This window comes from Rhodanobacter sp. G2-10, from assembly GCF_055809185.1.
Genome location: NZ_CM147900.1, coordinates 2,037,093 through 2,048,954, shown reverse-complemented (window position 1 = coordinate 2,048,954; position 11,862 = coordinate 2,037,093). Strand labels below are relative to the sequence as shown.

The window sequence follows — 11,862 nt, the reverse complement described above, 5'->3', positions numbered from 1 at the left end:
GGACGAGCCGGGCAATGGCGCGCCAACATATCCCATGCAGCAAAGGATGTACAAGCATCATTCATGTTGCGGCGAAACATGCCGCGACCGGTTCCATGCCAGGGCAACACAAACGCATGCAAACGTCCCGCGAGATCCTGATCGACGCATTCCAGCGCTACCGTGACCAATGGCATGGTGAGGCAGCGACCGTCGCAATGTTCAAGGACTTTCTCCATGCGCATCGGGATGCCTTCGAGCGCAGCAACCAGGCCGGCCATTTCACAGGCTCGGCATGGTTGGTCAGTGCCGATGGCATGCGCGTGCTGTTGATGCATCACCGCAAACTCGATCGCTGGCTGCAACCTGGTGGTCATGCCGATGGCGATACGGATCTCGCAGGCGTCGCCTTGCGCGAGGCGCAGGAAGAAACCGGCGTGACGGGTCTTTATCTGGACGGCGGCATTTTCGACCTCGACCGCCATCGCATCCCCGCTCGGGGCGGCGAGCCGGAGCACTGGCACTACGATGTGCGTTTCGTGATCCGTGCGACCGGGAGTGAATCGTTCGCGCCCAATGCCGAATCGCGTGCGCTGGCATGGCGACCGATAGCCGAGGTGGCCGAGGATCCGAGCCTGGATGTGTCGCTGCGACGCATGGCGCAAAAATGGATGGCGTAGGGCGGGCATCGCCCGCCGATTCCCGTGCGCCACTACGACGAATCGCGGGCGGAGCCCGCCCTACGTGTATTTTTCGGGGGCGGGGTGGAGGTGGCCGCAGGCGTTGCAGGTGCGGGCGTCGGTTGAACGATAGAAGCGTTCGAACACGGGCGGGAAATCGCTTTCGATGCTTTCGAGGGTGAAGTACTCCTCGTACAGCTTGTGATTGCACTTTTCGCAGAACCACATCAAACCATCCTTCTCGCCAGAAGTCCGGCGACGCTCGATGACCAGGCCGATCGAGCCGGCGGCGCGGTTGGGCGAGTGCGGCACGCGTGGCGGAAGATAGAAAATTTCGCCGGCGCGCAGCGGGATGTCGCGGGCAACGCCGTCGTCCTGCACTTTCAGCGTGATCTCGCCTTCGAGCTGGTAGAAGAACTCCGGCCCTTCGTCGTAGTGGTAGTCGGTGCGCGCGTTCGGGCCGCCGACGATCATGATGATGAAGTCACCGTCGACGATGCACTTGTTGCCTACGGGAGGTTTGAGCAGGTGGCGGTGTTCGTCGATCCAGCGCTCGAGGTTCAGGGGCGGCAGCAGGGCCATGCGGGTTGCTCATCGAAAGTCAGGGCAAACCATAGCGCTGCCATCACCACAAAAAAAGCCGCCCGACGATGAAGTGGGCGACTTGTTGTGGTTGTTGCAGGTTATGTGATTACGGCATCAGCACCTTGTCGATCACGAAGATCACACCGTTGGACTGCATGACGTCGGCAATGGTGATGTCAGCCACATTGCCCTTGGCATCGGTCACGGTCCAGTTGCCGTCATGTTTGGCGATGGTGATCGAGTCACCCTCGACCGTTTTCAGCATCGCCTTGCCGCCATGCGCCTTGGCCAGCTTGGCCAGGTCGTGCGCGGTGTATTTGCCCGGTACCACGTGGTAGGTGAGGATCTTGGTCAGCGTGGCCTTGTTGGCCGGCTTCAGCAGGTTGTCGACCGTGCCAGCCGGCAGTGCCGCAAATGCCTCGTTGGTGGGCGCGAACACCGTGAACGGGCCGGAGCCTTCCAGCGTGTCGACCAGGCCGGCGGCCTTCACGGCGGCGACCAGGGTGGTGTGATCCTTCGAGTTCACCGCGTTCTGGATGATGTTCTTCGACGGGTACATCGCGGCGCCACCGACCATCACGGTCTGCTGCATGCTCATCGAATCCATCTGGCCGGCCATGGCCATCGGCGCCACGGCAGCGGTGGCCAGAACCATCGACAGACCGAATGTGAGTGCGCGTGTGCGGGAATGAGTCTTCATAGGTGTTCTCCAGGATTTTCCGCTTCGCGGATTGGAAGCACCTGGAGATACGGCACCGGCATGGATATGGATGCATGGCGCTGCGTGGAGTTCAGCAAAATGAACTCCACGCGAAGACCCAAGACGGTCAGACTTCGAGCGTGGCCAGGTCGCCTTTCTCTTCCAGCCAGGCCTTGCGATCGCCCGCGCGCTTCTTGGCCAGCAACATGTCCATCAGTTTGCTAGTGCCTTCCTTGTCGTCGACGGTCAATTGCACCAGGCGGCGGGTGTCGGGATGGATCGTCGACTCGCGCAACTGTGGCGGGTTCATCTCGCCCAGGCCCTTGAAGCGCGTGGTGCTGACGGCGCCCTTCATCTTTTCGCGCTCCACCTGCTGCAGCATCGCCTCCTTCTCGCCCTCGTCCAGGCAGTAGAACACCTGCTTGCCCACGTCGACGCGGAACAGCGGCGGCATCGCCACGAACACATGACCTTCGCTGACCAACTTCGGGAAGTGCTTCAGGAACAATGCGGAGAGCAGGGTGGCGATGTGCAGGCCGTCGGAGTCTGCATCGGCGAGAATGATCACCTTGCCGTAGCGCAGGCCGGACAGATCGTCCTTGCCCGGATCGCAGCCGATCGCCACGGCGAGGTTGTGCACTTCCTCCGAAGCAAGCACCGAGGTCGACTCCACCTCCCAGGTGTTCAGGATCTTGCCACGCAGCGGCAGGATCGCCTGGAACTCCTTGTCGCGCGCCTGCTTGGCGCTGCCGCCGGCCGAATCGCCCTCGACCAGGAACAGCTCGGTGCGGGTCAGGTCGGTGGCGGTGCAGTCGGCCAGCTTGCCGGGCAGCGCCGGGCCCTGGGTGATCTTCTTGCGCACGATCTGCTTGGCGGCCTTCAGGCGCGCGCTGGCGCGCTCGATCGCCAGCTGGGCGATGCGTTCGCCGGTACTCACGTTCTGGTTCAGCCACAGGCTGAAGGCGTCGTGGATGACGTTTTCGATCAGTCCGGCGGCATGGCGCGAGGACAGCCGCTCCTTGGTCTGGCCAGCGAACTGGGGATCCTGCAGGCGGGCGGACAGTACGAAGGCAATACGCTCCCAGATGTCTTCCGGTGCCAGCTTCACGCCGCGCGGCAGCAGATTGCGGATGTCGCAGAACTCGCGGATCGCGGTGGTCAGCCCGGTGCGCAGGCCGTTGACGTGGGTGCCGCCCTGCATGGTGGGAATCAGGTTGACGTAGCTTTCCTGCACCAGCTCGCCTTCGGGCAGCCAGGCCAGCGCGACTTCCATGCCCTCGGTGTCGCGTGCCATCTGGTGCACGAACAGTTCCGGCGGCAGCAACTCGTTGCCACCCAGTTCGTCGCGCAGGTAGTCGCGCAGGCCGTCTTCGTAGTGCCATTCGACGACTTCACCGGTGGCTTCGTCGGTGAGCTTCACGTTGAGGCCGGCACACAGCACCGCCTTGGCGCGAAGCAGGTGCTTGAGCTTGCCCAGCGAGATCTTCGCGGAGTCGAAATACTTCGCCTCCGGCCAGAAGTGCAGCGTGGTGCCGCTGCGCTTCTTGCCCACCGTGCCGATCACTTCCAGCGGGCTGACGATGTCGCCGTGCTCGAACGCCATCGCGTATTCGGAGCCGTCGCGGCGGATGTTCACCTCGACGCGATCGGACAAGGCGTTCACCACCGATACGCCGACGCCATGCAGGCCGCCGGAAAAGCTGTAGTTCTTGCCACTGAATTTTCCGCCCGCGTGCAGCCGGGTCATGATCAGCTCGACGCCGGAAACACCTTCCTCGGGATGGATGTCCACCGGCATGCCGCGGCCATCGTCGCTGACCGAGACCGAGCCATCCGGATGCAGCGCCACCTCGATGGTTGTCGCGTAGCCGGCCAGTGCCTCGTCCACGGAGTTGTCCACCACCTCTTGCACCAGGTGGTTCGGGCGACTGGTATCGGTATACATGCCCGGGCGGCGTTTGACCGGGTCCAGGCCGGACAGGACTTCAATATCGGCGGCGTTGTAGCGACTGCTCATGCGTGAGTTTCGATCGGGTAAAGACGACGAAGCATGGAGCGCACAGGCGGGGCTGGTCAAGCCGACATGGCTGACTTACCGATATCCCTGCGCCTGCAACGAAAACAGATGGGCATAGTGTCCGTCCAGCGCCATCAGCTGCTCGTGGTTGCCGCGCTCGATGATGCGGCCGTCCTGGATCACGATGATCTGGTCGGCCATGCGCACGGTGGAGAAGCGGTGCGAAATCAGGATCGCGATGCGCCCGCCGGAGAGTTCGCGGAAGTGTTCGAAGATGGTGGCCTCGGCCTGGGCGTCCATCGCGGCGGTGGGTTCGTCCAGCACCAGGATGTCGGCGCGTGAGCGCATGAACGCGCGGGCCAGGGCGATCTTCTGCCACTGGCCGCCGGACAATTCGCGGCCATCGTTGAACCACTTGCCCAGTTGCGTATCGAAGCCGGCCGGCAGGCTGTCGATGAAATCGCTGGCCATGCCCTTGTCGCTGGCCTCGCGCCAGCGCACCTCGTCGTCGAAATGGGTGACGTCGCCGGCGCCGACGTTCTCGCCCACGCGCATCTGGTAGCGGGCGAAGTCCTGGAAGATCACACCGATGCGCTGCAGCAGCACCGCTTCGTCCCAGTCGCGCAGGTCGGTGCCGTCGAGCAGGATACGGCCGCTGTCGGGCGGATACAGGCGTGTCAGCAGCTTGATCAGGGTGGTCTTGCCCGAGCCGTTCTGGCCGACCAGGGCCAGCGATTCGCCGGGGCGGATGTGCAGGTCGATATCGCGCAATGCTGGCTCGCTGGCGCCGGGATAGCTGAAGCTGACCTGCTCGAAGCGAATGCCATCGTCGGGTTTTGCGCCTTTTTGAACGGTGCCGACCGCTGGCGGCACGGGTGTCTCCAGATATTCGTACAAGGTCGACAGATACAGGTTGTCCTCGTACATCCCGCCGATCGCGGACAGTATTGCCGACACCGCCGACTGGCCCTGGCGGAACAGGGCCAGGTACATCGTCATCTGCCCCAGGGTGATGCGCGCGACCACGGTGCTGGCGGCGATCCACGCGTAGGCGCCGTACAACGTCAGCGTGCCGAGCAGGCCCAGCACGAAACCCCAGCTGTCACGACGCACGGCAAGGTCGCGATCGGCGCGATAGAGGGTGTGGAAGATGTCGCGGTAGCGCTGCAGCAGCAAGGGACCGAGGCCGAACAGCTTCACTTCCTTGGCGTGATCCTCGCGCGCCAGCACGGTCTCCAGATACAGCTGCATGCGCGTCTCGGGCGAGCGCCAGCGGAACAGCCGGAACGCGTCGCCGGAAAATTTCGTCTCGGCGAAGAACGAGGGCAGGCCGGCCAGCAGCAATACGGCAACGGCCCACGGCGAGAACTGGTACAGCAGACTGCCGTAGCTGACCAGCGAGATCGCGTTCTGGCCCAGCCCGAACGTGCGGGTGACCAGCGACAGCGGGCGGCTCGACGCCTCGCGCCGGGCCCGGGTCAGCTTGTCGTAGAACTCCGAATCCTCGAAGTGCGCCAGCTCCAGGGTCAGCGCCTTCTCCAGGATCATCACGTTGACGCGCTGGCCGAGCTGGGCGCGCAGCAGCGACTGGCACAGCGACAGGCCACGCTGCGCACCGGCCAGTGCCGCGACCAGCACACCCTCCAGCGCCACCCATTCGAACAGCGCTCGCAGTGATGCCTGGCCGTCGGCTGCCCACAGACGGCTGGCGGCCACCACCGCGTCGACGATATGTGCCCCGACGAACGCCACGCCAGCCGGCAGCAGGCCGGCGATCAGGGTGAGCAAGGCCAGCGCGACGGTCAGCCCGCGGCTGGTGCTCCAGACCAGCTGCAATGCGCGTCCGCTGTAGCGGAATACGCCCAGGAAGCTGCGGCTTGGCCCGGTGGATGGATTGGCAGGAATGGTTGCGTGAGGCGGCACGTGGGGGTCATGTCAGGAGGCGCGCGGCAGGACGCGAAGTTCCCGACATGGGGGCCGTGCCGCCTCACGCAAGTCGAAGCTCGGTGCACTCCGGCAATTCGACGAACGCGCACTCGACCATGCAGTCAGCGGATCAATGCAGCGTGACCTCGACGAACTGCTGTTCGGGTCGGTAGAGCTTGGGAAACAGTTGTTGCAGGTGTTCCACTTTCGGCCGGTCGTTGTAGACGATGTACGGATTGTCCGGATGCAGGTCGTAGTAATGCTGGTGGTAGTCCTCGGCCGGGTAGAACGCCTGCAGTGGCACGACCTGGGTCACGATCGGCGCGGCGAAGGATGTCGCGCTGGTAAGTTGGGCGATGTAGCTGTCGGCGATCTTCTTCTGCTCGGCGTTGGCATAGAAGATCACCGAACGGTACTGCGTGCCGTAGTCAGGGCCTTGCCGGTTCAATTCGGTGGGATTCAGGGCGACCGAGAAGAACACCTGCAGCAAGGTGCCGTAACTGACCTGCGACGGGTCGAACTCGACCCTCACCGATTCCGCATGGCCCGTGCTGCCGGTGCCAACCATCCCGTAGTGGGCGGAGGCGGCGCTGCCGCCGGAATAGCCGGCCGTGACCTTGCGCACGCCTTTGACGTGCTCGAATACCGCCTCGACGCCCCAGAAACAGCCGCCCGCGAGCACGGCCACCTGATCGTGCCCGTCGGACGGTGTGCTGGCATCCACGATGGGATCAGGCAGCCGGCTGACTGCCCTTGCGCTTGCCACGGGCTGGCACGCGGCCAGGCCGACGAGCAGCATGGCGGCGACCAGGGGAAAGATCCGGAATACGCGATGGCGAATCATGGGTGACCTCGCTGGCGATGGGCCTGCACGAACCGTGGGCGTGCATGGCTGGTTACGTTGACGGGGCGAAGATGGATGCACCTGCATCGAAGTCCGCTCGTGGGGTTATTCGTCACCGCGTACCTGGCGGTTACCTGCAGCGCCTGGTGATGGATACCATGTGCGGGCGATTGCCCGGAGCACGACATGACTGACGAAATCGACCTGGATGCCTATTTGCGCCGTATTGGTTGGCGTGGCGCCGTGGCGACCGATCTGGCGACCCTGCGCGGATTGGCCATGGCACATGTCGCGACGATTCCTTTCGCCAACCTCAATCCGCTACTGGGCTTGCCAGTGGATCTGGAGCTGGTGGCACTGCAGCGCAGGCTGGTGCAGGAGGGGCGCGGCGGCTACTGTTTCGAGCAGAACCTGTTGTTCGAGGCGGTGCTGCGAGCGGTCGGCTTCGAGGTCACCGGCCTGATTGCGCGTGTCTTGTGGGGGCAGCCGGAGGATGCGCAGACCCCGCAGAGCCACATGTTGCTGCGTGTGGAGCTGGGTGGCGAAGGCTGGCTGGTCGATGTCGGATTCGGCGGTCATGTGCTCACCGGTGCGTTGCGGTTGCAGCCGGATATCGAGCAGGCGACCGGGCATGAACCGTTCCGCTTGCTCAGGCGTGACGCCGAGTGGCGCATGCAGTCGCTGACGCACGGCGAGTGGCGCACCTTGTACCGCTTTGAGCTGCGCCCCACGCCGATGATCGATTACGTGGTGGCCAACCACTACGTATCGACCCATCCCGCCTCGCGCTTCGTCAACAATCTCATGCTCGGGCGCACGCCGCGTGACAGTCGGTTGAGCCTGTTCAACCGCGAATTCACGCTGCGTCGGCGCGGACGCGAGCCTGAACATCGCATCTTGCGCGACGTGGCGGAGCTGCGCGAGGTGGTCGAGCAGGAGTTTCTGCTGCGCATCCCTGCCGGCGCGGAGATCGACCGGCGGCTGGAGAATCTGCCCTGAATCGGCCAGGCCAGCCCTCACGCTGGGTCAATGTGGCCGATGGCTCCCGGGACGGCCATCGTTCGAGCCCTCCGGGTCAGCCATGACGTGGATTTCGGTGTCGTCGATGACGACCACCTGTCCCGCATAGACCTTGCATGTCTTGCGCAGTTCGACCGCGCCACCGATCTTGACTGCACCGGTCGCGACGATCGCCTTGCCGGCGCCGCCGCTGTCGCAGAGCCCGACCAGTTTCAGCAGCATGTTGAGCTCGACGTAATCGCCTTCCAGTTCAAATTCGATGGTTTGCATGGTGTTCCCGTGTGGACGTGGTGGCCTGCGCGCGGCAGCCGGGCGCGGAGTGTCGAATGCCGCGTCGGGCAGGGCGAGGAAGGCGAACCACGGTTTGTCGTGGTCGCTGCCGAAGGTCGCGGCATCATCGAGGATGCCGAGCAGGATGTCATGTTCGATCGGCGCGGCCTGGCGCCATTCGTCGACGTGCTCGAACAGCAACACGTGGCCCCAGCCGGGCAACCAGCCCAGGTCGCGCAGGCAGTCGGCCAGTGCATCCCAGTTGTGGCCGAAGCTGGCGGGAAACCGCAGGGACGAGGCCAGCCGGTGCAACAGATCGTCCTTGTCGTGGCACCCGGCCAGATCGATGCGGGCTGCGTGCAGTTCATGGCGCGTGGCGTCGCGAGCCATACGATCCAGATCGCCGGTGCCGACGAAGTAGACGCCGTTCTGGCTGGGCCGGGTCAGGTCCAGCTCGGCGTCGCGCCGGCTCATCGGCTGGCCTCGATGCGGCGGAAGCTGCGGTAGTGGTCGTCTGTGTAATACCAGGTCACCGGTGGGGTGCCACCGGTAATGATGCGCTGTGCCCCGCGGCTGCGCAGTCCGGGAGTCTCCACCGTGTACTCGTGGTAGTAGCCGCGCGGCTGTTTCGGCAGCAGGCCTTCGTGGTTGCCGAACACGGTGCCATCCTGGCGGTGCTCGAATGGGCCGCCGCGGGCGATCCGTTGCAGCATCGCATGCGCTTCGGGTGGCAAGCCATCCTGTGTGGTGCCCGGTGGCTGGTGCTGAGTGGTCGGGGCTGGCGCATCCGTGATCGGCGGCGTACCGGAGTGGCGCTGCCAGGCGGTCACCGCCAGGGCGATGAAGACCAGCACCATCAGTGGTTTGAGCAGGCGCATGCGGTCTCGCGGTCGAAGGGGCGGGGCACGAGCTTAGGGCAACGTTGACCAAGTATCGACCGTGCAGAGCTGCGCAATCATGTGGCGGGGCGTGCGAGTTGCGTTGTTCCGGGGAGCTGCCCCCATCCGCCCTGTCGGGCACCTTCCCCCGCCTTGCGGGGGAAGGAACGTCTCGGGCGATCCGCGCCGCAAAAAAGCCGTCACGGCTTCCCCTTCCTCCGTTCACGGGGGAAGGTGCCCGACAGGGCGGATGGGGGCGCTTTGCGCTTCCCCCGCATCACTACCTCGGCCCGACGCAAAGATGCTTCGGTGCGAGCGGGGTTCCACGATCGCAAAAAATTGCGCACACTCCGGCATCCGCGTCTGCGCCGAGCGCTGCCACCCCGATCCCGGAGTCGAGATGAGCACCACCCCCGAGCACGCCGAGGGCCGTCTGCCGCGGCAGATTGGCTACATCATCGGCAACGAAGGTTGCGAGCGCTTCTCGTTCTACGGCATGCGCAACATCCTCACCCCGTTCCTGATCACCACGTTGCTGCTGTACATGCCCGAGGGGCAGCGCATCCTGGCGGCGAAGGATGTGTTTCACACCTTCGTGATCGGCGTGTACTTCTTTCCCTTGCTGGGCGGCTGGATCAGCGACCGCTTCTTCGGCAAGTACAACACCGTGCTGTGGATGAGCCTGATCTACTGCGCCGGCCATGCCTGCCTGGCGATCTTCGAAAATAACCGGCTGGGCTTTTTCACCGGGCTGGGTTTGATCGCGCTGGGCGCGGGCGGGATCAAGCCGCTGGTTGCGTCCTTCGTGGGCGACCAGTTCGACCAGTCGAACAAACACCTGGCGAAGATGGTGTTTGACGCGTTCTACTGGATCATCAACTTCGGCTCGTTCTTCGCGTCCCTGCTGATGCCGTTGTTCCTGCGCCACTACGGCGCCGCGGTGGCGTTCGGCATTCCGGGCGGCCTGATGTTCATCGCCACGGTGGTGTTCTGGCTGGGCCGCAAGCAGTACGTGATCGTGCCGCCGGGGCCGCCGGACCAGCACGCGTTCTCGCGCGTCATCCGAACCGCCTTGGTGACGCAGCGCCCGGGACAAAGGCGACCGGGTTTGTGGATGGCGGTGGCGGCGGTGGTGCTGGCGGTGGCTTCGTTTGTGCTGGTGCCTGCGCTCGGCTTTGTTATCTCGGCCTGCATCGCGCTGGTGGTGCTGATCGGTGGAGTCGGCGGTGGTGCCTGGATGCAAATGGACCGGGCGCGCGGGGTGCATCCGGATCATACTGTCGATGGCGCGCGCAACGTGCTGCGCGTGCTGGTGATCTTCGCGCTGACCACGCCGTTCTTCTCGCTGTTCGACCAGAAGGCTTCGACCTGGGTGATCCAGGGTGGCGAGATGACCATGCCGTCGTGGTTCGAGCCGGCGCAGATGCAGGCGCTGAACCCGATGCTGGTGATGCTGCTGATTCCATTCAACAACCTGGTGCTGTACCCGTTGTTGCGCAGGCTCGGCTACGAGCCCACCGCGCTGCGCCGGATGACCGCCGGCATCGCGTTCAGTGGCCTGGCGTGGATCGTGGTGGGCGGCTTGCAGATCGTCATCGAAGGCGGCGATCCGCTTTCCATCGTGTGGCAAGTGCTGCCTTACGCGCTGCTGACTTTCGGCGAGGTGCTGGTCTCGGCAACCGGTCTGGAGTTCGCCTACAGCCAGGCGCCTGCGTCGATGAAGGGCGTGGTGATGAGTTTCTGGAACCTCACCACGACGGTCGGCAACCTGTGGGTGCTGCTGGCCAATGCGGCGGTACGCAACAAGGCGGTGACGGGATCCATCGCCTCGACCGGCCTGAGCGTCACCGCCTTCCAGATGTTCTTTTTCGCCGCGTTTGCGCTGCTTGCCGCACTGGCCTTCGGTTTGTACGCGCGTCGTTATCGGGAAATGGACTACTACCGGCCAGGCTGAGTTCCCTGTCAGGCTCGGGGCGCGTAGGGCGGGCTCCGCCCGCCGCCTTCCCGCATCGCCGTGAAGCAAGAGCTGGCGGGCAGAGCCCGCCCTACGTGTCGAGGCGGAATTGCAGGGATTGGCGAATGAAATGCCCGGATCGTTCATGGCGAGGTTCCGCTCCTGGTGCGAAGCACTTCGGCGGCCCCGATGCACAGCACCAGCCAGGCTGTGCCGGCGGTATATCCCGCCAATACGTCACTGAAATAGTGCACCTGCAGCAAGATGCGGCTGATGCCGACCACGCCGATCAGGAGTACCGCGGTAGCAATGATGATTCGATGGTAGCGGGGCGACAAACGCAGCATCACGTAGGCGAGCATGCCGTAGAACACCACGGCACCAAAGGCATGGCCGCTGGGGAAACTCCAGCCAGGCTCGATGACAAAGCCGTGGTCGTGCAGCGGTCGCACGCGCTGAAAGAGCGCCTTGAGACCGCCGTTGATCGGCACAATGCCAGCCAGCGCCACCGCCCAGGCGAGCGCGAGCTGCCAGTGCCGTCGCAACAGCAGCGTCATCAATACCAGCACCGCCACCGAACCCACCCACAGCGAGTCTCCCAGGTGGGTGAGCGCGGCGACCGTCCGCAGCACGGAGGGCGGCATTTGATCGCGCAGACTTTCGGCCAGGCCGGCATCGAAGCCCGCCAGTACCGCGCCATGCCTCCCGAATATCGCCAGCGCGATCGCAGTGAAGAACAAGGCCAGCACCACCAGCAGGAATACGCCCACCTGCCAGCGCAGTACTGTCGGCGCCTGGCCGGACTGCGCCGCGCGACGATGCCAGCGTGCGTTATGCCGCCAGGCAAGATCGCCGCCGAGCAAGGCCAGCAACAGCAGCAGCGCCCACAGCAGCAGGGCGTGGGCAGCGATCCATTCCACCATGGGGTTCATCCGGGCTTTCGCTTTGTGGTCGTGAGCGGATGATCGGTGCTGGCACCGGCCGCGTCGAGTGAACCGCGCACATGACT

11 protein-coding genes and 1 pseudogene are annotated in these 11,862 nt (G+C 64.5%); 3 read left to right on the top strand and 9 right to left on the bottom strand.

Translation table 11 applies throughout. The annotated features are described in order from the left end of the window. Positions 1–116 precede the first annotated feature (116 nt). A complete protein-coding gene (locus tag AC0L58_RS09445; protein WP_473682751.1) occupies positions 117–659 on the top strand; it encodes an NUDIX hydrolase in 543 nt (180 codons plus the stop codon). A 60-nt stretch (positions 660–719) separates the two neighbouring features. Here the strand turns inward: AC0L58_RS09445 and AC0L58_RS09440 are convergent, their stop codons facing one another. From AC0L58_RS09440 to msrA, 5 genes are all read right to left on the bottom strand, one after another. Further along, a complete protein-coding gene (locus AC0L58_RS09440; protein WP_473682749.1) occupies positions 720–1,241 on the bottom strand; it encodes a 3-hydroxyanthranilate 3,4-dioxygenase in 522 nt (173 codons plus the stop codon). 109 nt (positions 1,242–1,350) lie between these two features. Then, on the bottom strand, positions 1,351–1,944 hold the full coding sequence (locus AC0L58_RS09435; RefSeq protein WP_473682747.1) for a fasciclin domain-containing protein: 594 nt from the start codon (positions 1,942–1,944) through the stop codon (positions 1,351–1,353). 127 nt (positions 1,945–2,071) lie between these two features. After that, positions 2,072–3,961, bottom strand: a complete 1,890-nt coding sequence (gene parE / locus AC0L58_RS09430; RefSeq protein ID WP_473682745.1) for a DNA topoisomerase IV subunit B — start codon at positions 3,959–3,961, stop codon at positions 2,072–2,074. Between the two features lie 75 nt (positions 3,962–4,036). Continuing rightward, positions 4,037–5,884 carry an ABC transporter ATP-binding protein gene (locus AC0L58_RS09425; RefSeq protein ID WP_473682743.1) on the bottom strand — a complete coding sequence of 616 codons (1,848 nt, stop codon included), beginning with the start codon at positions 5,882–5,884 and terminating at the stop codon, positions 4,037–4,039. 133 nt (positions 5,885–6,017) lie between these two features. After that, entirely contained in the window at positions 6,018–6,731 is a 714-nt protein-coding gene (msrA, locus tag AC0L58_RS09420) for a peptide-methionine (S)-S-oxide reductase MsrA (RefSeq protein WP_473682741.1), read from the bottom strand. Positions 6,732–6,917: 186 nt separating this feature from the next. Between msrA and AC0L58_RS09415 the strand changes: the two genes are divergently transcribed. Then, positions 6,918–7,730 carry an arylamine N-acetyltransferase family protein gene (locus AC0L58_RS09415; protein ID WP_473682739.1) on the top strand — a complete coding sequence of 271 codons (813 nt, stop codon included), beginning with the start codon at positions 6,918–6,920 and terminating at the stop codon, positions 7,728–7,730. A gap of 27 nt (positions 7,731–7,757) precedes the next feature. On the opposite strand, the gene AC0L58_RS09410 is transcribed toward AC0L58_RS09415, so the two are convergent. The 3 genes and pseudogenes from AC0L58_RS09410 to AC0L58_RS09400 form a co-directional block, all read right to left on the bottom strand. After that, positions 7,758–8,021: an RNA-binding S4 domain-containing protein gene (locus AC0L58_RS09410; protein WP_473688668.1), complete on the bottom strand. Its 264-nt coding sequence runs from the start codon at positions 8,019–8,021 to the stop codon at positions 7,758–7,760. Between the two features lie 90 nt (positions 8,022–8,111). Beyond that, positions 8,112–8,411, bottom strand: a pseudogene (locus tag AC0L58_RS09405) (barstar family protein); the annotation flags it as partial. Positions 8,412–8,491: 80 nt separating this feature from the next. Continuing rightward, on the bottom strand, positions 8,492–8,899 hold the full coding sequence (locus AC0L58_RS09400) for a guanyl-specific ribonuclease (RefSeq protein ID WP_473682737.1): 408 nt from the start codon (positions 8,897–8,899) through the stop codon (positions 8,492–8,494). A gap of 400 nt (positions 8,900–9,299) precedes the next feature. On the opposite strand from AC0L58_RS09400, the gene AC0L58_RS09395 reads away from it, so the two are divergent. After that, positions 9,300–10,853 carry a POT-type proton-dependent oligopeptide transporter gene (locus AC0L58_RS09395; RefSeq protein ID WP_473682735.1) on the top strand — a complete coding sequence of 518 codons (1,554 nt, stop codon included), beginning with the start codon at positions 9,300–9,302 and terminating at the stop codon, positions 10,851–10,853. 143 nt (positions 10,854–10,996) lie between these two features. On the opposite strand, the gene AC0L58_RS09390 is transcribed toward AC0L58_RS09395, so the two are convergent. Further along, positions 10,997–11,776, bottom strand: coding sequence for a phosphatase PAP2 family protein (locus AC0L58_RS09390; protein ID WP_473682733.1), 780 nt, complete (start codon positions 11,774–11,776; stop codon positions 10,997–10,999). Positions 11,777–11,862: the final 86 nt, after the last annotated feature.

Coding starts and splice junctions, on each gene's coding strand:
- AC0L58_RS09415 (WP_473682739.1), top strand. CDS start 6,918: ATGACTGACGAAATCGACCTGGATGCCTATTTGCGCCGTATTGGTTGG.
- AC0L58_RS09400 (WP_473682737.1), bottom strand. CDS start 8,899: ATGCGCCTGCTCAAACCACTGATGGTGCTGGTCTTCATCGCCCTGGCG.
- AC0L58_RS09390 (WP_473682733.1), bottom strand. CDS start 11,776: ATGGTGGAATGGATCGCTGCCCACGCCCTGCTGCTGTGGGCGCTGCTG.
- AC0L58_RS09435 (WP_473682747.1), bottom strand. CDS start 1,944: ATGAAGACTCATTCCCGCACACGCGCACTCACATTCGGTCTGTCGATG.
- AC0L58_RS09410 (WP_473688668.1), bottom strand. CDS start 8,021: ATGCAAACCATCGAATTTGAACTGGAAGGCGATTACGTCGAGCTCAAC.
- AC0L58_RS09440 (WP_473682749.1), bottom strand. CDS start 1,241: ATGGCCCTGCTGCCGCCCCTGAACCTCGAGCGCTGGATCGACGAACAC.
- AC0L58_RS09395 (WP_473682735.1), top strand. CDS start 9,300: ATGAGCACCACCCCCGAGCACGCCGAGGGCCGTCTGCCGCGGCAGATT.
- msrA (WP_473682741.1), bottom strand. CDS start 6,731: ATGATTCGCCATCGCGTATTCCGGATCTTTCCCCTGGTCGCCGCCATG.
- parE (WP_473682745.1), bottom strand. CDS start 3,961: ATGAGCAGTCGCTACAACGCCGCCGATATTGAAGTCCTGTCCGGCCTG.
- AC0L58_RS09445 (WP_473682751.1), top strand. CDS start 117: ATGCAAACGTCCCGCGAGATCCTGATCGACGCATTCCAGCGCTACCGT.